This is a genomic window from Rhizobium sp. BK491 (assembly GCF_014194925.1).
Lineage (GTDB): Bacteria > Pseudomonadota > Alphaproteobacteria > Rhizobiales > Rhizobiaceae > Rhizobium.
The window spans coordinates 1-23,975 of record NZ_JACIAR010000017.1; the positions used below are offsets into that span (position 1 = coordinate 1).

Annotated in this window: 14 protein-coding genes; 6 read left to right on the forward strand and 8 right to left on the reverse strand. The window is 56.7% G+C overall.

The features are described 5' to 3' along the window. Positions 1-406: 406 nt before the first annotated feature. The 7 genes from FHX05_RS28775 to FHX05_RS28805 form a co-directional block, all read right to left on the reverse strand. On the reverse strand, positions 407-1,099 hold the full coding sequence (locus FHX05_RS28775) for a hypothetical protein (RefSeq protein WP_183876181.1): 693 nt from the start codon (positions 1,097-1,099) through the stop codon (positions 407-409). A 154-nt stretch (positions 1,100-1,253) separates the two neighbouring features. Continuing rightward, complete coding sequence (locus tag FHX05_RS28780) at positions 1,254-1,580, reverse strand: colicin immunity protein (protein WP_183876183.1); 327 nt, start codon at positions 1,578-1,580, stop codon at positions 1,254-1,256. A 107-nt stretch (positions 1,581-1,687) separates the two neighbouring features. Further along, positions 1,688-2,053, reverse strand: a complete 366-nt coding sequence (locus FHX05_RS28785; RefSeq protein ID WP_183715810.1) for a hypothetical protein — start codon at positions 2,051-2,053, stop codon at positions 1,688-1,690. A gap of 293 nt (positions 2,054-2,346) precedes the next feature. Continuing rightward, positions 2,347-2,679: a hypothetical protein gene (locus tag FHX05_RS28790; protein ID WP_183715812.1), complete on the reverse strand. Its 333-nt coding sequence runs from the start codon at positions 2,677-2,679 to the stop codon at positions 2,347-2,349. A 4-nt stretch (positions 2,680-2,683) separates the two neighbouring features. Then, the gene (locus tag FHX05_RS28795) at positions 2,684-12,430 is read right to left on the reverse strand and encodes a hemagglutinin repeat-containing protein (protein ID WP_246699151.1); all 9,747 of its coding nucleotides are present in this window, start codon (positions 12,428-12,430) and stop codon (positions 2,684-2,686) included. A gap of 2 nt (positions 12,431-12,432) precedes the next feature. Beyond that, entirely contained in the window at positions 12,433-14,211 is a 1,779-nt protein-coding gene (locus FHX05_RS28800) for a ShlB/FhaC/HecB family hemolysin secretion/activation protein (RefSeq protein ID WP_183876185.1), read from the reverse strand. Between the two features lie 16 nt (positions 14,212-14,227). Further along, the gene (locus FHX05_RS28805; protein WP_183876187.1) at positions 14,228-14,911 is read right to left on the reverse strand and encodes an invasion associated locus B family protein; all 684 of its coding nucleotides are present in this window, start codon (positions 14,909-14,911) and stop codon (positions 14,228-14,230) included. 1,066 nt (positions 14,912-15,977) lie between these two features. Between FHX05_RS28805 and FHX05_RS30260 the strand changes: the two genes are divergently transcribed. From FHX05_RS30260 to FHX05_RS28825, 5 genes are all read left to right on the forward strand, one after another. Continuing rightward, positions 15,978-16,553 carry a hypothetical protein gene (locus tag FHX05_RS30260; protein WP_210295030.1) on the forward strand — a complete coding sequence of 192 codons (576 nt, stop codon included), beginning with the start codon at positions 15,978-15,980 and terminating at the stop codon, positions 16,551-16,553. A 253-nt stretch (positions 16,554-16,806) separates the two neighbouring features. Then, positions 16,807-17,550, forward strand: coding sequence for a hypothetical protein (locus tag FHX05_RS30265; RefSeq protein WP_210295031.1), 744 nt, complete (start codon positions 16,807-16,809; stop codon positions 17,548-17,550). A gap of 203 nt (positions 17,551-17,753) precedes the next feature. Continuing rightward, on the forward strand, positions 17,754-18,386 hold the full coding sequence (locus FHX05_RS30660) for a hypothetical protein (RefSeq protein WP_246699152.1): 633 nt from the start codon (positions 17,754-17,756) through the stop codon (positions 18,384-18,386). Then, positions 18,383-19,618, forward strand: a complete 1,236-nt coding sequence (locus FHX05_RS30665) for an HlyD family efflux transporter periplasmic adaptor subunit (RefSeq protein ID WP_246699153.1) — start codon at positions 18,383-18,385, stop codon at positions 19,616-19,618. Before FHX05_RS30660 ends, FHX05_RS30665 begins: the two co-directional genes overlap by 4 nt. 579 nt (positions 19,619-20,197) lie before the next feature. After that, complete coding sequence (locus FHX05_RS28825) at positions 20,198-21,175, forward strand: phosphodiester glycosidase family protein (protein WP_183876193.1); 978 nt, start codon at positions 20,198-20,200, stop codon at positions 21,173-21,175. A 48-nt stretch (positions 21,176-21,223) separates the two neighbouring features. On the opposite strand, the gene FHX05_RS28830 is transcribed toward FHX05_RS28825, so the two are convergent. Further along, complete coding sequence (locus tag FHX05_RS28830) at positions 21,224-22,234, reverse strand: hypothetical protein (RefSeq protein ID WP_183876195.1); 1,011 nt, start codon at positions 22,232-22,234, stop codon at positions 21,224-21,226. Between the two features lie 242 nt (positions 22,235-22,476). On the opposite strand from FHX05_RS28830, the gene FHX05_RS28835 reads away from it, so the two are divergent. Further along, entirely contained in the window at positions 22,477-23,691 is a 1,215-nt protein-coding gene (locus FHX05_RS28835) for a lysozyme inhibitor LprI family protein (RefSeq protein ID WP_183876197.1), read from the forward strand. Positions 23,692-23,975: the final 284 nt, after the last annotated feature.

A 23,975-nucleotide genomic window follows, 5' to 3' on the forward strand; every position in this document is an offset into this window, starting at 1 on the left:
GTAGTCTCCATGGAGAAACTCCCGTTGCTCGTCCATGGATAGGCGATCACAGATCAGGGCGGCGAGGACAACGTGGGGGTGGAACAGCGGTTACAAAAGCGCCATGATGTGAAGGGATCTGAACCGGCGACCCTGTTGTTATTGTAACGAGCCGCCGCCATGACTTTTCAATAGCATATATGGCATTGAGCCTGGGGGAATGCCCAATTTGCGCCGGCGGTGACTGTCCCGTTTGGATGTTGCGGGTGAAGTGGCTGCAATCGAGCGAGGGCATTCACTCCGGGGTTGGCCTGATCGGGACGACAGAGGTGTAATGGTGGCTGGAACTTGTGGAGCGTTGAACTCCGATCGGTCCTTTGCGAGGCAGCACGAAAGGCATAATCAAGCGCGGCCGCGCAACGTCCCGTTAAGGCGTAAATTGAGTAAAGGTGATCGAAGTGTACACCTCAGGAAGAACTTCCTTCATCACATCTCGCTCTGCCCCCGAGGCTCCAGATGCTACAACAATCGGATTGCTGCGTCGTCCCAATAGCCGAATGTAGCCGGCATCGACAATTTGCCCGGCACCAATTGTAATCGTGCTGGCGCCGCCCAGCGGGCTAACGTAACTGAACAGAAAATTATGGTCACCACCGGCCTCGATCTTTACGCCGTTGCTAAACTGGCTGATGCCGTACTGGCAATCCGCATAGGTGATGGCATAGCGGCCGGGTGCGATAGGCCTGAAAGACTGGGCATAGGAGCTGGCGTTCGCCACGCGATAAAGGAAAGTCGCCTGCATATCCTTCGGCTTCTTTTCATTGGGCAGCAGCCACCGCTCGGCGGAATAGATGTCTTCAAACGGCGTATTTTTATCAGGCTTGCCGTTGTCCATCCGGCGCAGGCGAATATGCCCCGAGCAATATTGATCACCCATCAGGTTCCCATCCACGATCCGGACGAGCAGCAAGGCACGTTTCTGGCTTCTTTTCGATGCAATCTGCGCGACAGCCGCGCTATGTTCAGCGGCCGCTTTGGCCGGATCTTGCCTTCCGGCACATCCTGTTAAAAGGCCTGCAATCAAGCCAATTCCGATCGTGGCAGAGAGTTTTACATGCATGTTAAAATTTTAGACGACCTGTTGTGAAATTGGCTTTTGAATATCCTGATGCTCAGGCAATCTGCTCCATGCGACATTGCTGACACATCGAGCAAAATGCCCATAAACGGTTTCAGGCTCCGCTTCCGAATTGGAACAAACACGTTAGCATAGTTCATGTTGTTATGCGCTCTGATGTAATTATAAAAACGTCGTGCTTGGATCTTTCTGAACGCACAAACTCCTTCGCCGCATGATTGTTTTTAGTGGCCACCTTTCGATCAACCGGAATATTGGCCCCGTCCCAAATGCTATCCAACCGCGCTTCAAATCCTGGTGAATGCCAAAATCCGCCTTCAATTCGAGAAGCAAACAATCCATGGTCAACCGCACGTTCACAAATTGCGATAGCCGCGTCTGCAGAAACCTTCATCGTGACGCTTCCATCGAGATTAAAGAAATCATCGGCAGATTCGTATCGTCGTAGTGGATCGATTTTCATCGCCTTATTTCGCTAGATTCGACTGTCTGGAAACCAGTCAAAATCATTATCGAGACCGCAAGATAGGTACTCGTGAGCGGACGCGAAGACCAAGAATGGTGAATGGCTCATTTTATTAACAACTGGTTCACGCGCCCAGATATAGCAAAGCCATCCCCTTCGTTGCGTGCAGTCCATAACAACAGTACATCTTGGAATCGTTTGGGGTTCAAGCTAACAATGGTCGCAAATTTCTCCCAAAGCTCTTCGCTGAAACTCATCTCCCACGAGGCATCTTCAAATGAAGCCAAAATTAAAGCCGCGAGTGCTTCGGAATACTCGCGCGGCAAGTCTGTTTGGCTAAATAAGCCTATGAATTCCGCGATCCTACTAGAATCCGATAGTTCAATTTCCCAATCCTGTTCAAAGCCTGAAGCAGGCAGCTTCAAGGTCCGATTAAGATATGTTTTCGCGCTTTGGGTAACATGCCACATGTTAGGGCTTCGGATAAGCTGTTTTGACGCCTTTACCACCTGGCACCAGACGAATGGTCTTGGCAGGCTATATGAACCGTCAGGATTGTTAACTCTGACCGCTAGACCGTCTGGCACCGGAAGCGAAATAGCGCGCCCCTTTGCTTTATCTAAATTGTATTGATCGTCAACAAGCGTCTCAAAGCGTTATTTCATCCATTTTAGCTGCCGCTCCAATCCTAGAAAAAACAACGAAACTGCGTTAGCGGCCCTGAATTACGCAAATCGTTTCTGGATAATCGCCATATCGACCGTTAGCTAATATCACGTTTCCCTTCCTTTATTTTCTTAAACCAAAAGTCCCGACTTTGAGAATCGTGAAGGCGCTCAAAATTTCTCACAATTTTTGTGAGCTTCGGCCCTATATCCAGCTCATACATAAATAATGCCCTTGATAATCGCCCTTGAAGATCCAGCAGCTCCTCAAACTTTTGATCAGAATCCTCTCGTGTTCCCAATTCTATTTCATCCAGCAGCCGATCACACGCGTCCTCGCAAGCCGAGAAAGACTGCCTGAGTTGAGTCTTTGCTTCTGAATAATTGGCTAGCCGCTCATCCAGGATTTGCTTCAATAATGAGATGTCCATAGCCTTACCTTATAGGTTGGATATGGCCAACCTGCCCCGTCGCCGGATTATATATCATTTCTAATCCTGCCCCTTCATAGCGGAAATATCCGACAGCGCCTTGTGGATCGGGCATAATTTTGGGATTGCTATCCAAGACTGCTCTCGCCTGCAAGAAAGGGGCCGGTCTCCCGTTTTTATAGAGATACTCATAATATGATTTGCTAAACTTAATCCCGTCAGCACTGTAGAATTGTCCATCGAACTCTATTGGTCGCCCACCCGAGGTATTAACACCAACCGCCGCCCGCTGAGCAGCTGCAACATTACGATATGTTTCGCCGTTCGGCCCAACGATGACAACATTGCCTGCTTCATCGATGACACGAACATATCCCGTGGGCAGGCCAGCGACGTTGTTGGAAGCTCCCGTAGTCTCCCCGATAATACTTCTAGCATTACCTGTTCCGCCGAAGGCGATGACGCCAGCGATGACCGGATCGCGGATGATGCTGGCGATTTGGTCCTTCGAGCCTGTTAGAAGCGCCTTGGCGGCATCGCTCTTCAGGGTGGAGGCGATGTCGCGGAAGTCCTGACCGTTTTGAGCATCATTGCTGTCAGCGTATTTCCAGGCCTCCAGGAACACCATGTGCCGCTCGAGGAGCGACATTTCATCAGGCTCACCATTTCCTGCGAGGGCTGCATCCAGATATTCCGCAGCCGCAATCCGCAGATCGGTGCGGGCCTTGACGCACGACGCCGACGAATCGCCGACGCAATCATCGAGCTTTTGATCGCGGCCTATCGAGAGGGCTTGCAGCTCCTCTACTCGACCGCATGCCGGCGAGTCAGAGCTTCCGGCCTTGCAATCCGCGAGGGCGCGCGCGAATTCCTCGCGCTCCTTATGCGTGAGATAATTGTACTGATACTGCGCCGCTCCGTAGGACCCTCCTTCTCCACCGCCGACGACACCTCCCACTGCCGAACTGAGGCTCGTTCCGATCGCGCTAGCAAGGATCCGTTTATCCTGGTCGGACAAGGTGCTATCTTCCAGCATTCCCTTGACGAGATCTGCAATTGCAGGTGTCAGCAGCGATGAGGTTGCAGCACCGGCCGCGCCCTTGAGTGCGCCCTCCCAACCGTTGGCGCCTCCGAGGATACCTGCGCCGATAGTATGGAGAAGGACGCGACCGGCGCCGCCTTCCTTCCAGTAGTCGATCCCAGCCTGATCTTCGTTGGCGAGGGCCTGCTTGTAGAGCTCGCTGGAGATATCGCCGACCAGCCCGGCCATAGTGGCCTGAGCTGCCTGCAGGTCGGCCTGTGTCTTGTACTGATCGCGCAGAATATGTTCGAGATCCGGTAGGCCAGGCAGTGAGATATTGGTATTGTCCGTATCGCGACGGATCGTGTCGATGTCTTGGGTTTGATGCGCTGGATCGGTGATGATGATCGGGATGTTGCCACCGATGGCAGAAAGCGCCTGACCGATTTTATTCTCATTGGCCTTCACTGGCGGGGTCGGCATGATGCCGCCGGTGCCAATCGAACCGCCGTATGTCTCAGCCTTCCAGGTCGAATGGGTATCAATATCCGCAACCGTCAAGGTACCGGTGGAGAAACTGTTGCGACCTTCACCAGCCTCACTGGTGATCAAACCGCCGACCAGTGAAGTATTACCACTCACATCGATAGACAGGCCGCCCGCTCCCGCATGAATACCCGACTGTTCGGACACTAGGGCGGCATCGCCCTTGGCCTTCTGGGTGACACCGGAAGCGCTCGTCGAGCCAAAACCAGTCGACGCCGAGAGGCCAAGCTGATCGGCCTTGGCCTTGGCGGTATCCACCTGGCTTTCGATCGTCAGGTTCTTCACGTCGGCAGTGACGGAATTGCCGGTGACCGTGGCGCCCCGCAGTGCCAGGTCGTTGGTGATGATGGTGATGTCACCCGTTCCGTTGACGTGCGTATTGGTGTGGCTAACGCTTTCCGTGTCGCCGCTGCCCTTGCCATAGCCGGCATTGGCAACCAGACCGAGATCCGCCATGCCCTTGCCGCCACCCCCGAAGGTCGCGCCAACGCCCACGCCAACGCTCCAAGAGGAGTTGGCGCTCGTCGAGTCCGATGTGCCCGTCGCGGCGTTCAGATTGATATTGCCGTTCGTTGCCGACAGAAAGATATCGCCGGTGAGCGGATCACCGGAGACCGTGGGAATACCGTTCTTGTCATAGCCGGCCAGGATCTGCGCACCATCGCTGGTGATGGATCCGTTCTCCGCCTCCATCGAGATGGAGCGGCCGGCGCGGATATCGGTGACGACGGGGGTCGAGGATGACGAGGACCAGCTATTTTCCTGATGGCTAGCGCCGACGGTCAGCGAGACATTGACGCCGATATCACCGGACTTCTGATACTGCTCGTAGACATTGGTCAGATCCTTGTAGGCCTGATAGAAGCCGAGGCCGGCAATCGCCGTATTGGTCACGGCATTGACGCCGCCGCTGTCCGACAGGCGCTCGGCCGAGTTCATGATGCTCTCGGCCGCCTTGCCAACCTGGCTCGACACGGTAAGCGTTACACCGGCAAAGGTCTTCTCATGCGCTTCCTGGTAGTTGGTGACATCATTGGCCGAGAGCAGATTGATGTCATTCTTGGCGAAGAGATTGACGTCACGCTCCGCCGAAGCGCTGGTCGCCTGCAGGTTGACGTCGTGACCCGCCGAGATATTGAGATCACGGCCAGCGGTGAGTGCCGACATGGCATTGGTATCTGACTGCTGCGCCTTGCTGTCCTTGGTCGACTGCGCGCCGATGCCGATCGAGAAGCCGCCATTGCCGGCGGAAAGAGCAAGACCGAAGCCGGACTTCTTCTGCTGTTCGGACTGTGACGAGCTCTCGGCGCCCGGCGTAACATTGACGTCACGGGCGGCCGACAGATTGATGTCGCGATCGGCGCTGACCGACGATCCCATGATGTTGAGATCACCAGCGCGATCGCCTGCGATCGTCGCGCCGCCCCTCGCAGTCAGGTTGACATCCTGACCGGCAGACAGTGTCGAGCCGACATTGTCAGTCGAGGATTGCTTGCCTTGCTTCTCGTTCTTGCCGTAGAGCGAGATGAAGCCGCCGCCGGAGCCGACGAAGAGGCCGGAATCCTTGCGCTGGCTGTCGGATTGGTGGTTCTCCTGCGCACCGATGATGGCAACACTCTCGCCGGAGACGTTGAGCGAGCCATCGGCATTGACCTTCGAACCAACTATGGCTGCCGCCTTGCCGGCATCCAGATTGATATCGCCCGAGGCTGAAAGCTGCGACCCGACTGTCGTCTCGTTGTAGCCGTCATAGCTCGAGCTGCCGCTGCGCAGGAAACCCTTGCGCTTGGCGCTGTCATGCTCGGTCTCGGTATCCTTGCCGGCTGTGACAATGAGATTGCCGCCCGTCTGGATGTTGAGATCGGACGTGTGCGTGGCGTCGCCCGCTGTCACCTTAGAGGCAGATACCGTAGTGTCGCCGCCGGAGATAATCGTAGCGCCGCCTTTGCCCGAAACCGACGAGCCAACGGCAGTCGTGGTCTCCAGATGACCGGAGGCATTCTCCTTCGTCGAACCGAGGAAACCACTCTTCTTGCTGGAGCTCTTGACATCGAGGGTGGCACTATCGGTCGCCTCGGCGATGGTGACGTTATTCTTTACCTGAAGGCCGAGCATGCCGTCGGCCGCCATGGTCGAACCGATGACATTGATGTCGCCGTTCGATTTCGCGACGAGATCGCCGCCCGCCGTAATGGTCGAACCATTATGCGTCACCTCAGACGAGGAGTTTTTGCCGAAGGTCGAGTTCGACTGGTTTTGCGACGTCGTGATGTTGATGTCGCCGTTCGAGGTCAGACCGACATCGCCCTTTGCCGCCAGGTCGGAACCAGAGATCAGAACACCGGTATTGGCATTGACCTGAAGGTTGCCGCCCGCCGAGAGCTGCGAGGCCTGCTGATCGGTACCCGTCGTCTTCGTGTAACCATCGTTCGTCTTGCGTGCGACATCGGTCGAAACGATATTGACCGCTCCATTCGTGGCGGCCACCGAAAGATTGCCGCCCGACTTCGCGGAGGACCCGATGATGTTGACGTCGTTGTTGCCGGCAATCGCGAGATTGCCACCCGCATTAACGCGTGCTCCCGTCGCATTCTGCTGGCCATTGTTGTCAGCCTTGACCGCGGCAAGGTTGACATTGTTGCCGGATAGCTGCGCATTGCCGCCAGACTTGACGCTGGCGCCCTGGAGATTGAGATCGCTTTTATTGGCCGCCAGCTGAACATTGCCGCCGGCCGAGACGCTCGCATTCGGATTGACGACATTCTGGCCGCCGATGGTCATTGTCTGGGCGGCAAGCGTAATGCCGTTCGAAGCCGTCAGGTTCAGGTTGCCACCGGCATAGAAGGTGCCGGTCGACTTGATCGTGCTGGCGGCAATGTTGAGCCCGCCAGCGGCAGCGACTGCGCCGGAATTGTTCAGGTTTCCGACATTGAGATCGACCGTGTTGCCGGCGATCATGGCACCGGCCGATGTCCCCGCCTTGGCACGGTCGGCAGCCGACAGATAGACCACGGGAGCCAGCACCTGGACGCCGTTGACGGTCTGGGCCTGATAGAGGACGATCGATTGCTTGAGATTGGCAGCCTGGTCGGGCGTCAATCCCTGACCAAACGCCAGACCATTGGCCTCAGCGTAGGCAGCACCATTGTCGAGCAGTGACTTCATCTGGTCGATGGCGTTGTTGCCGGGGATGAAGGAGCCGTTTCCGAGCCCATCGCCGACGAGCTGCCGTAGCTGCGTGTCGATGAGCTGATTGTCAAAGTAGGCGTCGCCGAGGAACGGAATGCCTATCTCCGGATTGTAGCCGGCGCGATTGATGAAGTAGGCCGAGCCGTAGAACTTCGAAACGTCGAGGAAAGCCGCGCGCGTCTCGAAAATGAACGCTTGCCCCGGAACGGTGCCGCCAACACCGCCGGATTGGGGCTTCGCCAGCGCTGCCAGCTGCGCGACGTTCGCCGCGGAGATCTGGGTCAGGTTTCCCAGCGCAGCGGTGAGGCCGCCGCCGGCATTCGGTGTGCTGTTGCCAGCCACATTCGAGAGTGCGCTGTTGACTGTGAACAGAGCACCACCGGCAGTCATGCCGTTCAGGGCAGACAGCGGGTCGCTTGATGTCGAGGGTGCGCTGACAGCCGCACCGCCACTCGTCGAACCGAGCGAGGTGTTGTTGACCGTGCCAAAATTGAGGCTCAGCGCGCCAGCCGCCTTGAGCGTGCCGGCAGCACCTCCGATAACCTGCGATCCCGAGACGATCGATGTGCCGTTGGCGATATCGCGCGACGGGTCGGCGGTGCCATCCGCGTTGTAAGCCGTGCAGGCGCTCTGGGCATTGCAGGTCAGCATCGCGGTGCGATTGAGGACGACGCCCTCGTTGGTGAGCGTAGACCCGCTGAGCGTCGCATTGCCGCCGGCCTCGATCCTGCTAAAGGAATTGGTGAGGTTGGTCGCGTCGACCGTGAGGTTGCCGCCGGCCCGAATGACCGCCTCAGGACTGAGCGCGCCGGTGAACCGGTCCTCATAAACCGATTGGCTGAGATTGGCTGTCGGGTCCCAGGTGTAGGTCGTGCTGGCATCAGTGCCGTTTCTGACGACCTCATCAACAATGAAATACTTCGACGGGTTGTTGGGATCGAGGACTGGATTGCCGTTGGCGTCCTTCGGCACACGCGCCTTGATCCAGTCGAAGATCGGTCCCACCAGAACCGGCCCGTTGGCGGATGTCCAGGTCCAGGCATGATACGTCGTGCCGTCCGCAAGCGTCGCCTGAGACCAGAGCAGCGGTTGATAATCCTGCCATGCCGGCGGATCGATGCCGGGATAAAGCTGGAAAATGTTCTGGTCGCTGGTTTCCAGATAGGCGAAGGGCTTGCCGGCAACATCGGGATTGAGAACGAAGGTGCCGACCACATCGCCCGAGGAGACCAACTGACCGGTAACCCATGTCGGCGTCGTTGACCGCTTGTTGATGAGATTGGATGTCAGGATCGACATGTCACGACCGGCCTGGATCAAGCCGGAAATGTTGGTGGTCGCCCCGTTGCGCTGAGTTATCGTGCTGCCTGCAATCGTCAGATCGTTGCCGGCAAGGATAGCGCCCTGATCGTTGGTCAGCGTCCCCGCGACCAGAAGAGACGCGTCCTTCCCGGCATAGAGGAGGCCGGTCGCATTGTTGGTGAGATCGCCTGATGTACTGATGGTCAAATCGTTGCCGGCGGCGATCTGACCGCTGTTGGTGAGCGTCGGCAGGGTGAGCGTCACGTCATGGGCGGCGAGCAAGGTCGTGGTGTCGCTTGCGGTCAGACCGGCTGCGGTGATGGCGATGTCGCCGGAGCCGCCGGCATTCGTAACCGTATTGACCTGCGCGCCGGTTAGGTCGGCCTGGCCGCTGAGATTGAGCGTGAGCCCGCCAAGGACGAGGTTGCTTCCCGTCAGGTCTGCGGATGTGGCCGTGACGGCAAGATCACCGCCGACGGCGAGCTTGGCGCCGCGCGTTCCCGAGAAATCGATCGTACCGGTATCGATCGTCAGATTGCCGGTGGCATTGGTGTTGTTGGTGTAGGTGATGGTACCCGGCGCGGTCAGCGAGGCATTCGCAAGGCTCTGCAGCAATGCGTAACTAATATCGCTGCTTGCCGCGGCGGAGAAATTGCCGCCGGACAATAGCGCATTGCTGGCCGTGATATCGCCATTCGTAGCGATGAGCGTCATCGTACCGGACTGGGCATTGCCCTGCGAAAGCATCAGAGCCCCGGTAGTGGACGCACGGGTAGCCGCGAAGTCGACGCCAGACACCAGGCTTCCAGCTGATATCGACTGGGCCTGCAGGCTGACATTGCCTGCCGCCATGGATTGGCCCGCAAGGGCGATCGTGCCACCGGCCGTCATCGTCAGGCTCTGGTGAGCAACCACGTTGACCGGGGTGGTATTGCCGATGCTGCCGCTTGCGGTGGCGTTGATCCCGCCTGCCGCCAGTAAGTTGGAAGCATTGAGATTGCCAGCGGTGGCATTGAGCGTGAGTGCGCCGGTGGGGCCGAGCACCACGCTACCGTCCACGGACTGGCTGGTGGCGGCAAAATCGACGCCCGAGACGAGTGTGCCTGCGGAAATGTCAGCGCCAGTGATACCGACATTGCCGCCCGCCAGCAGCGTTCCTGTCAAGTTCGTAGCGGCATTGATCGTGACATTGCCGTGACCGGTGACAGTCGAACCCGTGAACGCGCCGCCCGTCATAGTGAAATCGCCAGCGACAAGAAGCGGACCCGTCGTCGCGCTCGTGGCGTTGATCGTCAGGTCGCCAGCCGAGCCTATGACGATTGCGGCGGTCGAAGATCGCGCCATCGCCGCGAAATCCACACCAGTCACTATCTGGCCGGTCGAGACAGTGCCGCCGGAGAGGGTGACGTCGTTCGCGCCGAGGATCTGGCCGGTCGCGGTCATGCTGGAAGTGCCGGTAAGAGCGATATCTTTGTGGCCCGTGACACTGCCAAGACTGAGGTCCGCCGCCGTAGCCGTGATCGTGCCGGCCGTGAGCAAGGCTGTGGCCGTCAGGCTGCCCGAGGCCTGTAATGTCAGATCACCACCCGTGCCAAGCGTAATATTGCCGCCATTGGCTTGGGTTCCGGCGAAATCGAGACCACTGACGATCTGATTGGCGGATATCGTGCCGCCAGAAAGCGAAACGTTACCAGCACCGAGAACCTGGCCGGTCGCCGTCAGGCTGGAAGTGCCTGTGAGTGTGACGGCCTGATGACCGGTGACGTTCCCGACAGTGAGAGCGGCGGATGTGGCGGAAATCGTTCCGGCTGCAAGCAGCGTATTGACTGACATGTTGCCCGAGGCCGCCAGTGTCATCTCGCCGGCACTGCCGAGCACGAGATTGCCGCCGCTCGCAGCGGTTTGTGCAAAATCGACGCCAGAGACGATGGTCCCAGCCGAGATAGCGGAGCCCGAGATCAGGACGTTGTTTGCGCCGAGAATCTGACCGCTCACATTCGCCGCTGCGTTCAGCGTGAGTGCGCCATGCGAGGTGATACTGTCGGCCGCCAGTAAGGCTGCGCTTGTCGTGAAATCGCCGGTCGACTGGATGCTGCCGGCCGTTATATTGCCAGTCGCCGTCGTGTTCAGCGCTTCAGCTGACAATAGATTGCCCGTCGTGATATTGCCGCCGGTCGCCGTCAGGCTGAGATTGCCAGCGCTGCCAAGTACGACATTGCCGCCAGCATCGGCACTGGTCGCGGCAATATTGATGCCGGAGACGACCATGCCGGTCGAGACCGAGCGGCCGGTGGCGCTGACATTGCCTTGCGCCAGCACATTACCGGCAACAGCAATATCGAGGCCTGCATTCAACGCAATGCTCTGATTACTCAGCAAAGAAGTGGCCGAGATCGAGCCCGCCGCCGCGGTCAGAGTAAGGTCGCCCGTGCTATTGGCCGCCCCTGCAATCGCGATATCGCCGGAGCTGGCGACAAGCGTCGCTACACCATTGCCAGCGGTGACGGTGCCGGCAGCAATGCCGCCGCCCGAACTCATCTGCGCGGTCGCGCCGCTGTTGACGTCACCGGAGACACTGAGCAGGCCAGTACCATTTGTCAGAACAATGTCGCTGTCAGCGGCAACTGATTGCAGAGTAATGCCCTGGTCGGCCCGGACCGCAACCTTCTGCCTCGACGTGACCTTGGCGGCCGTGACCCTCTGTTTTGAGGTGATGGCAACGCCATCGCGACCAGAAGCATTGCCGATCGAGATCTTGCCATCGGCCGATAGCGACAGTTCGCCGGCATTGGCGGCCATGTCGCCGCTCATCTTGACGCCGGCGCCCTTTTCGGTGACGACGACCTTGATGCGGTCGGCCTGCATGGCGCCGAGCGCCGAACCGTCGATCGCATATTCGGGCGTACCCGAGGTGGCGGTCAGCGCCGTCGCCTCGCCGGTGGCATAGTTGTATTGGCTGGCGCCACCAGTCAGGCGCACGGACTTGCCATAGATCGGCGCGTTGACATGGATCTGGCGGGAAACGACGTCGAACAGATCGACAGCGCCAGGAGCAGCGGCAAAGTTCCCGCCTGTCCCTTCGAAGGTGACATCGCCGCCATTGACGGTGAAACCGGTTAGGCTTCCGTCGGAGCCGATATTCGGCACGCCGGTCGTCAGCGTCGCTCTCGGCGTATTGATGAAGCCGCAGCCCGCGCAGGTGATGCCGTTCGGATTCGCGATGATGACGTCAGCTCTGCCGCCATAGACTTCGGTCGGTCCATTCAGCGCCGAACGGTTGCCTGACGTAACCTCATTGAGGATCACGCTCGCCGGACCGGAATTCCTCAGGTTCGGGTTGCCCGGCGTCGCACCGCCCAGATTCGAAGTACCGACCTCACCGTTGAAGTTGTTGAGGATGAGACCCGGCGTACCGACATTGAAATTGTCGTATTTGTTATGGGACAGACCTGTCCCGTTTGGCGTGACGATATCGACGAGCGGCACACCATTGGGCGCAGCCCCGACACCCGGTTGATTGGCGGCCGGCGCTGTCGTGCTTGCCGATACCGACTGCGCATTGGCCAGCATCGGCTGGAAGATCAGCAGGCCACTGAGTGCGAGGGCGATCGATTGCCGGGCGATCCCATCCAGCTTTCGTAGCGCGGCGCTCGAAATCGCTGATTTTGCCGACATGCCGATGTGATTTCTCATGATCACCACCTCACTGATGTACTGACAAACAGAAGCCCGGAGTCGCGGCGATCGACCGTGCCGCCGAAGACATCCGAATAACCCATATCGAAATTGACATTGCCGCCGGCGAGCTTGGCACCGACCGTCCAGCCGAGCATGTCGCCGCCCGCGATCTGGTAGCGGGCCTGGCGTGCGATCCGCCCGTAGTCGAGGCCGACATAGGGCCTGAACTCTCCGAGGATCTTCGCCAGTTCGGCATTGTCGGCAAATGGCTGCGTCCGCCAGACGAGATCGTTGCGAACGAAGACGCCGCTGTTGCCGAAGAGCATCGTCTCGCGCGTGCCGCGCACGGAGGAATAACCGCCGACCGAGATCTGCTCCGCCCCGAACAGATTGTCGGGGGAATATTGGCCGGTGACGATCGAATTGATCTCGAAATGCTGGTCCGCGACTTCGAACGGCTTCATCATGGTGATGGTGCCGGTGAACTTCGAGAAGCGAGGATCGGCGTTGCCTGCACCTGCATCGCCGGGTGCGACGGCATCGAAAAGGTTGAGCCCCTGGCTGTAGGAAAGGTCGAAGACCCACAGTCCTCCCAGCATGCGGCGCGAATGCGAAATGCCGAGATCGCCGACCGTGTATTTGCGGCTGCCGACCTCGATCCTGTTGCCGAGCAGGAAGTTGTTGGTTTCCTTGTAGGTGAGCCCGCTGTTGAAGGTGGTGATCGAATCCTTGTCGCGTAGGATCACGCGGTCGGCGCCGACGCCGACTTGCTTGCTGTCGCCCGACGTATTGAGCGGCCCGAAATTACCCGGAACGGAACTGTCATATTCATACCAGGAGCCATTGGCGGAAAAGGTCCAATAGCCGTAGGGCACACTGACATTGCCGGAATAGCTATTGCTCTTGCCATGGCCATCTTCGCGCCAGGGATAATCCGGGCCGGTATGCTCGTAGGCGAAATTCCACTGGTCGTTGATGCCGAAAAGATTGTCGTAGCCGAGGGAGGCTGAGCTCTTGGAATAGCCTGTCTGCTCCTGGCCGAGATTGCTGTTACCGAATGACAGATGCCAGGGATGGCTGGGCTTGTTCTCGATATTGAGGATCGAGGTGCCGTCCGTCTTGCCGGGCAGCATCGCGGTCTTGGCATTGTTGGAGGTCAGGCGATTGATCTGGTCGAGGCCCTGCTCGATATCGCGCAGATTGGTAATCTCGCCCTTCATGCCGGGAAAGGCCGTGGCGATCACGCCGGAGCCTGCCGCGCCGAAACCCGAAACTGGCTTGCCATTGACGTAGATGTCGGCAAGCGTGCCTTCGACGGCAACGAGGCGCAGCACCTTGGTCTTGGCGATATCCTGCGCCGGCACATAGACACGTGAGCTCACAAAACCCTTGTCGAGATAAAGATGCGTCAAGTCGCGCAAGAGCGCGTTGATCTCGCCGACGCCGACGCAGCGGTTCGCATAACCTGCGGTGACCTTGTCGATCGCGCCAGTCGAAAACTGCCTGACGCCTTCGACCTCGACGCGGGTGATCGCAAAACAGGGGCCGGCCTTCTTGCCCTCAGCAGCCGCAGGCTGCCGAGCTTCCACCGCAGATGGCTTCGGCGTCATCTCGCCGAGGGCCTTCAGGCGCTGCTGCTCGGCCTCCTGCGCCTGCCGGCGCGCGAAGTCGTCATTGGGCGCCGATGGAGTTACTTGCGCCATTGCGGGCGAGACGACAAAAATCGTCGCCAGCAAAGCGCAGGCAATCAGATCGAGACCGCATCGAGTGGCAGCGGATCGCCGGGCTGACGTCATAGGTGGGCCTGCCCGATCAGTTGGAAGCGGTCTTCTGCAGCGCATCGAGCGCCGCCGACAATCCCTTCAGCGAGAATTTGATGTTGACTTTCTGGCCATTCATCATCTGGACATGGCCGGTGCCATCGGACGCCTTGGTCAGCGCCGCGACCATCTTGGCGTCCAGCTTCTGTCGCGACCAGCAACCGGCCTGATTGCAGTTGCGGTAGGCCAACTGCACCACCGGCTTCTCGGCCACATCGATGCCGAGGCCCGCGGGAATGTACATGTTGAGCGGCACGAGCGCCGTTAGCACGAGATCGCTTGCCGGCTGCTTTGCCGCCTTCTTATTCGATGTCACAGGCTCGCCCGCCACCTTAGCGATCGCCAGTGTCAATATGTTCACATCCTGGTCGCCCTGCTTGACCGTGGCGATCTGAGCAACTTCGCAGTTCGTCGTCGCCGAACCGTCAGCCGCCTTGCCATCGATGCAGCGATAGTACCAGTCGTCGAACTTCTGCACCCGCGCCTGCGGAGCTGGCTGTTGTTCGCTTGCAGCGGGAGCGGGAGTTTGCGCGGTGCCTGTGCTGGAAGGCGGATTCGCGGCCGGTGCAGGCTGCTGCTGGGCAAAGCCGGGCAATGCGTAGAGTGTTGATAAGACGAGGACTGCGGATGCGAGGGACTTGATGGCATATGTCTTTGCCGGCGCCGAAAACGTCATAAAAACCTTCCTGAAAGCAACAGTCTTCCTAAGGACGAGGGCTCGTCCTTCGATCGATCATCAAATTCCTGAAACAGCACCCAATACACGGTGCGGCCGGTCATCGGCTGAGGCGCTACATAGCAGAATTCTAATCTATGCATCAGAAAGTAGTGGGTGCAGCACAATAATTCGCGCACGTTTCCGGAGCAGCGTGGCGGTTGTGCAACAAAAGCGGTTATTTCCTTGAAGCATAAACGTTTTTAGGAGAAGAAAAACTACTCAAGATTGAAATCTCTTGGTCATCGCTACGATCTGACGGTGATTGCGCCAGGCAGAGAATGAATGAGCCGGTACTCTCTATTCCTCGCTTTGGCGTGGTAGGGCTTTTTTGGTGAGCAGGTCCCCGTTAATTCTAGGGTCACGCTCGACCTCGGGGTGACTAGGTTGCATCGGCAAGAACAGCGCCGACAGGCCGTTGCCGGGAGGTTTCCGGTAAGCTTATTGTCAAGCCTGGCTCAGACGACGCTGTCGCATCAAGCTGAACTGACGAAAACTTTGGAACGGGTGAGGCGAGTCTCGTGTTAGCGGGCTTGCTCTTGATGGGCTGATGCGTGCCGCATCTCCCACCTCGGCCATGCCGGGACTGCTTGACGGCGGATGTCTATATTCCAACAGACCACCGCTATCCCTGCGGCATTTCTCAGAGCCCTGCCGGCATATTTTAATATTCGTTTCGCAAATTTCATTGAAAAGTTGCAAACTTGTCGCGCAACCACAATTGCGGAGGCTCGGTTACTCGTGTTACGGGTAGTATACTCATGGTTGCTGTTGGGAAGCGATTATGGCGAGGCGCAATTTGGGGGTTGGTGGTGAACGTTGGGGCGACGTTCGCTGGTGAGGGTTTTCGACTCTTCCGCGATATGAATTTATTCCGTAGGGCTACAGGTCAACAATGAAGCGCAGGTCGCTTTTGGCGTCACTCTGCGCACTCCCTCTTGTTTCTTGTCAGGGCGAGAGTGCAACCGTGCGCTTCAAGGTCATTGCATCGGCGACCGTCGACGGACGGCCCATCGAGAGCTCGTCCGTGATGGAAATTACCTACTCGAAGGTAACGCGTAGCCTGATCGGTACAGGCGGAGCCACAAGGCTCAGTGGTGAGGCCTTAATCTTTGAGGTCGGAGGAAAAGGAACGGTATTCGTTTTACCGATACAACATCCCTCAAATACAAGTCTCAGCCGTGTTTATGAGTACGGTATACTTACAACTTTGGGCATCAGGAACGGCGTCGGTTCTCTGACCGAGGATGACTTCGCAAAACTACGGAATGCCAAGGGACGTTATCCCTTCAGACTCTATAATACAAACAGACTGCCAGCCTTTGTGTCTTTTGGTGATGAAAGTGATCCCAAATCTATATTCGAAATAGATCCGACGCAGCTTGGCCGATATTTTTCGGGCTCCAAATTTACGGGTTTGGACATTGAGATCAGCAACGACCCACTCACAAGAAAATTGAAGGATCGGCTTCCCTGGCTCAGGAACGCAACTGATCCAAATATATTTCCACGGGACTCCGGTGTCACTCGACGGCCCAACAGCGAATTACCCCTCAGCCATATGATTACCCCAGCTAGATTCTTTGGAGATGGAAGCAGATGACCAGTACGCCGACGCATAAAAATGTAATGCTGGCGTTGCTTGCCTTGGATCTCGACGACAGACGGTAGCCAATCCTTCTCCGAGGGCTCGGCTGTCACCAGAACGAGCTCCTATCAGACGTCGAACGGCACGTCGCACTATCTGGTCGGTGATGCGACGCTCGCCTACCGGTCGGCGATCTCGAGGCAAAGCGCAGCGTGACTAAGCTAATCCAAAGATACCAGAAGCGATTAGTTCGCGAGCTTGAACACCGATGAAAGTACCAAGTACAAGCTTGAGGCTGCTTACACCTGCCACGAAACGGCTGCTTATCTCTCTATGGCCGCAGTTTCGATTCCTCGCGGCCTTATTTATATTGATGCCTTCTATGCATGCCATGGGGCAGACCCTTGGCAACGACTGTGCATTTCTAGACCAAACGACGCCGACCGTTGAAGGAGCTTTGAAGCGCGTTGGGAAGCCGGCGATACCGCTTGCAATCCCGCAAGCTTACTTGGCTTCCGGCGGCAGCCGTGATGGATCTCTCGGTCACGACGGAGGCGTCCTAATGTATCTTGCGATGGATAATTGGCAGCCTTATCCGCAAAAGGAAATGTTACCGTTTCTTACGCGGCCTGTTCCGGCGAGACTAGGCATTCTCATTGTCGATAGATACGATCTCCCCATAGCTGCGAAGAACACACTTTGGGTTTACGGACATCTTCCCCGGGGCGAAAGCGCGCCCATCTCGACTGCGGAATATGGACTGTCTGCCTATCTGCTCCCCGGTGACCAAACCCAGGATTTCTTCTTTCATGAAGAAGGCGGCAAACTTACCGACTTCATAAAGTGTAACCGAGGCTCCGAAGCGGCAGGAATCTATAGCCCGCAATGCAGCCACTACGCATCGCTGCCAAACGGCCTGCAGTTCGAACTGGATTACTCGCGTCAGGAACTGCCAAACTGGTACCGGATCCGAGCGAATTCGACCAAGTTCTTAAATTGCATATTGAAATGACGATGGATTTCCATGGGAAAGCCGCTAACGCCTAACGATTTTCGCCTCCTCCAAAGCTTTGTCGATATGGGAGACCGTATCGGCTATTATACGGGTCAGTTACCCACTGAAGCTGACGCTGTAAAGCTTGTCGAGATTTCTGATTATATAGGCGAGGCGGCAATCTCGATGGCGGCTCGAACAGAATTCGAGGATCCCAGATCGTGACTTGGGTCAAGGGCATATCAATCGGCAAATTGCTGATCGGCGCACTGGTTATATTCATGACCTTGAATACGATCGGCTTCTGCTACAGCAAATTCAACTTTAATACGCGCGGAATGCTTATCGATATCGCCATTCGGGACACAATTCTCGAGGATAGGCAATTGGTCCCGAACACCATAAACACCGTTGAGGAATTTCGGGCAGCATATCCGAATTGTTGTGAGACGCACTCGGCTAATGGTGCGCTCGGCTTGATAGCAATGCTATTTTTCGGCGCCGGATCAACAGATGTATATGTGTGGTTTGAAGCCACCAAAGACAGCAAATCATACTCATACAATGGTGTTTACAACATTGACTGCCGCGGAATTAATAGCAAGAGACGTGACGTTGAAACACAAGCGGCCGGCTCCAAATCCAATGTCATCGATGCCCTGCAGTCACAGCAATCGGAGGAGACGGATCTTGCCGAACAGGTAGGGCAGCGCTCACTGTTGCGACCAGCGAAGGCCGGAAGGCTATCCAAACGTTCATTGCCGACAATGCGTTCAGGCAGGGTGACTCCTGCAGGCAGGTGGATTAGCTTGAAAAGCAACTCATCAAGGCAAGCAAGCGCCGGCAGTCGATGACGATCGCAAGCCCGATCGATGGCATCGTGACGGCGTCGGCGCTCACCACCGTCGGACAGGTCGTCAATCCAGGCGCCGAACTGATGCGCATCGTCCCTGCCGATACCGAGCTCGAAATCGAGGCCCTCCTGCCGAACAAGGATATCGGCTTCGTCAAGACGGGCCAGGAGGCCGTGATCAAGATCGAGGCGTTCCCCTTTACCCGATACGGGGTGTTGCATGGGCACGTCACGTCGGTTGCGACAGACGCCGTGCCCGAGCCCGATGCACAGCAGATGGAAGACGAGCCGGCAAAACAGCTGCAGAGCCTCATCCCGTTTGGCAACGTACAGCGCATGCAGAACCTTGTGTTTCCGGTGACCATCAGGCTCGACGCCGACGTCATCAATGTCGATGGCCTGCTTCAGCCGCCGTCGCCAGGCCATGGCCGCAACCGTCGAGATCAGGGCCGGCAAGCGGCGGATCCTCGAATATCTGTTCTCGCTACTTGCGGAAGTCGCCTCCGAGGCGACGCAGGAGAGGTAGACCACTCAAAGGGAAAAACAGGCACAATGAAGAAGCATATAATTTCGGCGGCGATCGCTATGGCGGCTCTTTCAATGCCGGCACAGGCACAATCGACGGCAAGCAAGGGGGGGTATGAATACAGCAAGAACCTGCTGAGCGACCCATCGGCTCTCAATTGGAACATCGAGGCATGCAGCCACGGCGGTATCAAACCTGAGGTCCAGGAAGGGCTTGCGAAGCTCATGGGGGTGCCGCAGGCGAATGTCCGGCTAGAGTTTTGCCGCCGTATCCTGACCGCCTATGCGAAGGGGCGCATCCCCTATGATGACTACCTTCAGTTCATGCAAGGCGGCGGTATGCCTGCGAGTGTTTCGAAGGCTTTGAGGATCGCGGGCTCAGGCCCAAAGAAGCCACAAGGCAACGGAAAAGGTGAGATCGTTCTTCGGGCTTCAGCAAGAATGGATTCCGGCGAGACATTCAAGGGCTCGACCGTCGCATCAAACGGTAAGGGCCGCTTCTCGGTTCAATCGTCTCGAAAGGCCGTGAAATGTTCTGGCGCCTACGATCTCAGCGACCGACGTCCGACAATCACACTTCCGGTCACATGCACGGACGGCCGCGACGGCAAAGTCGAGGTGACGCGGGCACCGGACATGATGTCGGCCTGGGGTAAGGTGAAGCTTTCCGATGGGAGCGCCGGCCGGCTGACCGTTGGAAGGGACTGAAGTAGTTGTCGTGGCTTGTGGGCCGCTGTCCTGCTTGCGATTGGGTTGCAGCTGCCGCCGGCCGGAACGTTCTATCGGATCGGGCCCTGGAAGAGCTTATAGGGCAGGTGCTGGATCGTTCTGGTGGTTCGATTGGAACTCGGTGGTGAAGCAGGTTGTCAGAATAGGCGAAATAGCTAACGATATCAATTACTTGGTTCCATAACTCGTCTTATCTGATTTTTAGTCGGCTAAATATTTTCGACATACTTCTGAGCGCGGTATCCTAATATTTTCAATTAGTTATAAACTGCAATGGTGGTGCAATAGAGCGGACCTGTTTGTCGAATTCCACGACGCTTTAACCTGGACTTTCATTTGAGGGTGATCCGTTCAGTCACGGAGGACCAATTGATGAATCTGCTATCTCGATTAACGACGAAATGCAAAGTTGGGCGAAATCTCGACGCAAATGAAAACGCGTGCGTCTTCGTCCACCAGCCGCGCCGGCTGACCGCAGAAAAGTCTCAGTTTGCATCTTCTTAGCACCGGGCAGAACGCTCACTGCAGATCAAGCCATTTTGACCACAGAGATTTTAGATGCCGATAATCCGCAAAATTCTCGTCGCCTTCATCCTCGGCGTTTCCATCGCAATCCTCGCCGGAGCCGGTTGGGTTTGGCAGGTCACTGGCGCCTATGGCTTTAATTCCATTTGGCGTCGGGGTGGAACCTATTGGACTAGCATGAAGCCGGATGACGAGCGCCTATCGCCGTCGATGCGACTGGCCCTCACTCGGCCGGCCCCCATTGCTCAGCCCGGCCCTATGACTTGGCAACAACCGGAACCCGGTTTCGAGGTCGCTGAACTTCCTGTGCTTGTGGACGGGCATGAAGTCGATCGGATCATGCTTGGCAGAGTTGATCCCACACGCTTTCGCTTCGTCACCCGTAATGCGCCCTCAGGAGATGTCGGAATCGATGAATGGGAACGTCTCTTGCCCAAGGCCGTCCTGATCGTCAACGGCAGCTACTATGACAAGCGTGGCAAACCAGATACGCCGTTTATTAGTGAAGGCGCGACCATGGGACCGCAGCAATACGACGCGAAGGCGGGGGCGTTCGTCGCGACGGCGGACGCGGCGGATGTCCACGATCTTACCCATGAGGACTGGCGTAACGCCTTTGCCGGGGCGACGAACGCCATGGTGTCCTATCCGCTTTTGATCGGCGATGATGGCCAGACGCATGTTAACGCCAAAAGCCGTTGGCTTGCCAATCGCACCTTTGTCGCCAGGGACGGCGCGGGGAAAATTGTAATCGGAACAACAAAGGAAGCTTTCTTTTCGCTCGATCGCCTTGCGGAGTTCCTCAAGCAATCGCCACTCGACCTTAAAATTGCCCTCAACCTAGATGGTGGCCCCATTGCCTGCCGAAGCGTTCGATTGAACGGCTATCAGCAGAAATTCTATGCGAAATGGGAAGCGCAAGTCGACAACGACACCGTCGAATTACTTCGCTGGCCGATTTCTCAGGCGAACTGGGCAATGCCGATGGTTCTGACGGTTGAGCGCCGATAGCCCAGCACCGCTGTGAAACCCTGCCTCAATCGCGAAGGCGCTTGAACGTCAACAGTCTGGCATCTGCGCGACAATTCTGCCTTCCTGTCCACGACCCCTGCTCGTGGAAAGGAAGCGCTTCTTTTCAACATCGCACCAATCGATCTGATCGTGGCAGTACCATACTATTGACTCGTAGCGGTTCAGCACTTCACCAGACTCTAAATCGACCAGTTTGATCTTGTTTCCAAAATGCCTTTCAACGACCGCTTCGATGCGCATAAGGGCGTGGTCTGCGGCAGAGTTATTCGCATGGATGGTGCCCGAAATTATGCCCTCATAGGTGGGCCAAAGAATGCCGTATTCCGCCATGATGGCGGACATGCCTTCGGCCGAATGTTTTCGCCGCTCTATCCAATCGGTCTCCCCGGTTTTCTGGTTATGCATCAGATAGATTGAACTGCGAACTTCGGATGGAAGATTAAGTCTGAGAACCTTGCCGCATGCAATCCCGTAGTCACCGTCGTAGTGAGGAGGGCCGCCGTCGAGCATTCCTTGAACCGGCTTGTCTAATCCGAGGAAATAATCGGCCACGAACTCTATGTCATCCGTCAATTTTCGGACAACTCGGTGATATGCGCGTCTCTGCTCGACCCGCTCATGGTTGATGCAGAGGCCAGGAAATTCCCGCCCAAGATCGGCCAAAAATGCTTTTTTGCAGGCTGCCGTGTAGTTTAGCTGAAACGACCAGTGCACATACTTCCCAGACCAGTCAGGCACACCCTCCTCGCGCATCGGACGCTCATCAATGGGGGGCTTTTGGCCGTTGATTGTGATTCCGGTGAGATCACAGATTTGCCCCAGCAGAAGCGTCCCATCATAGCGATCGCCAAAATGCGCTTCGAGCAACATTTCGTCAGGATTCTGAAGCTCTACGCTTAGCCGGCCTCCACGATAACCAATATAGACTTGGCGACCGTCATGTGTCTCTCCATACCCCTGGGTCGGGCAGGACCCAACGCATCTCAGCTTTGCAAGGTCGAGATTAAGCGGTTTGATAGATGGACGAAAAAAACGCATGGCCCTTAGGTCTCATGAGGGAACGGCGCACTCGCCACCCTCACACTTATGCCCTTTGATATCAATGGTCCTTGCAACCTCAAATCCGTAGCCGTGCACTTCTTTGGCGACGGCCGGCTTTTAGCGATGAGCTCACACGACGGCATACACCATCTCGAGCCTACGACCCTTATCTTCAGCTCCAGCTCATCACCGTAACCTAAAAATGCACGTCCACCTTCAGTAGCTAGCGGTTCGCAAGCATGAATTTTAAAGCGGTACTCGCCGTGGCAATTGCACTTTTCTTCGTGCTATCCGCCAAGTCCACCTTTGCCACAGATTGCACCAAGGCCTCGACCGAAATTGAAAAGACGCTCTGCAGCAGTTTTTTGCAGAAAGACGACAATCGGCTAAACAACGTCTTCAGTCAGATCCATTCCTATCTCCCCCAAGACAAAGCCTTGGCGCTTCTAGTGGATCAGAAAGCGTGGCTCACAACACGTGATGCTACCTGCACTGCGATCCCCGACAACCAGTTAAAGCTTTGTCTTCGTCAACAAACAATCACTCGTACGGAAGCGCTTCTCACTAAATTCGCCAATGACCACCCGCTCACGTCTCATTCTGTTGACTTCACCTTGGGAGGTCACAAGCTGCGAATTCTCGATCACCAGATCGTCGAGGGCGAGAGAGCCGTGTTCGACTATGCGGACAGCGGAGCTGATATTAGCGTTGAGGACGGATTTCACACTAAGGATGTCGACGCTGTTGCGATTGTCATCCCAGATGGTGGAACGTTGGGATGCACGTCGGACTTTGTCTTGCAGGCGCGGCACAATATGCCATTGCAGGTCTTCAAATTGGGATCGGAGAATGACTGTGCTCAGGGTGCCCAATTGATGCCTGACGGTTTCAGGTTCACGGGTGCCGTCGACGAAGTCAACGGGAGGATGGATTTCCTCTGGCACGAGAAAGACGGGCTATTCGAGCCTGAAAAGGTAGAGTTTGCACCCGATCCCGGCAGCAAACTTACGGACATGGATAAAACTTTGGAAAGCCACGCAAGTCCGCTTGCAAACCAAGAATTCGCCGCCATTTTGGAGACTCTGGGCGATAAATTCGAGGAGCCCGATCTTAAGGCCGCCAAAAGATTGCTTCAGTACGCCGTGCCCATCAAGTCGATGGCCGGACCAGATTATCTGGTTCTTGCCGGATGCAATACAAACATCCGTGACGCTTGCGCAAATGGTGGAGGCGTTTACACAGATTACGGAACGGCCAACGGTTTTATTGCGATTTCCGTGTCAACGAAGAAGGCCTACTATGCTGTAGATCTGCAGTTGAGAGGCATGAACCCATACCAGGAAAACAATTGCGGAGATCAACATTCGGTCCAGATATCACCAGCCAGGCGAGAGTGGCCACCAGAGATACTGAAGCAGCTTAGCGACTGGATCACGGATCGGGATTGCGGCTGATCCTTTACTTATGAGACAGCTTTGGCTTGCGTGTTTCCCAAGCCTCTTGAGAGGCGCGAAGTCATCGTTTGGCGGCTCATCCGTGGAATCGATAAACTTTCCGACTAAAGCTAGAATGAGTTTAAGTCCTCTTGAAGGGATCAGAACCGAAACCCCGTTTTCACAAGCGGCCATCTATCTGAATTCCTTGGAAGCTGTCAGAGACCCTGTGTGCGAACTGACAGACTTGAGGCCGAAATTGGAGAGCCGGCCTGCGGCTATGGAAAACATGCGCGAACCGCACG

Coding starts and splice junctions, on each gene's coding strand:
- FHX05_RS28835 (WP_183876197.1), top strand. CDS start 22,477: ATGAATTTTAAAGCGGTACTCGCCGTGGCAATTGCACTTTTCTTCGTG.
- FHX05_RS28785 (WP_183715810.1), bottom strand. CDS start 2,053: ATGTGGCATGTTACCCAAAGCGCGAAAACATATCTTAATCGGACCTTG.
- FHX05_RS28795 (WP_246699151.1), bottom strand. CDS start 12,430: ATGAGAAATCACATCGGCATGTCGGCAAAATCAGCGATTTCGAGCGCC.
- FHX05_RS28805 (WP_183876187.1), bottom strand. CDS start 14,911: ATGACGTTTTCGGCGCCGGCAAAGACATATGCCATCAAGTCCCTCGCA.
- FHX05_RS30265 (WP_210295031.1), top strand. CDS start 16,807: ATGAAAGTACCAAGTACAAGCTTGAGGCTGCTTACACCTGCCACGAAA.
- FHX05_RS28780 (WP_183876183.1), bottom strand. CDS start 1,580: ATGAAAATCGATCCACTACGACGATACGAATCTGCCGATGATTTCTTT.
- FHX05_RS30665 (WP_246699153.1), top strand. CDS start 18,383: ATGACGATCGCAAGCCCGATCGATGGCATCGTGACGGCGTCGGCGCTC.
- FHX05_RS28830 (WP_183876195.1), bottom strand. CDS start 22,234: ATGCGTTTTTTTCGTCCATCTATCAAACCGCTTAATCTCGACCTTGCA.
- FHX05_RS28825 (WP_183876193.1), top strand. CDS start 20,198: ATGCCGATAATCCGCAAAATTCTCGTCGCCTTCATCCTCGGCGTTTCC.
- FHX05_RS28775 (WP_183876181.1), bottom strand. CDS start 1,099: ATGCATGTAAAACTCTCTGCCACGATCGGAATTGGCTTGATTGCAGGC.
- FHX05_RS28790 (WP_183715812.1), bottom strand. CDS start 2,679: ATGGACATCTCATTATTGAAGCAAATCCTGGATGAGCGGCTAGCCAAT.
- FHX05_RS28800 (WP_183876185.1), bottom strand. CDS start 14,211: ATGACGTCAGCCCGGCGATCCGCTGCCACTCGATGCGGTCTCGATCTG.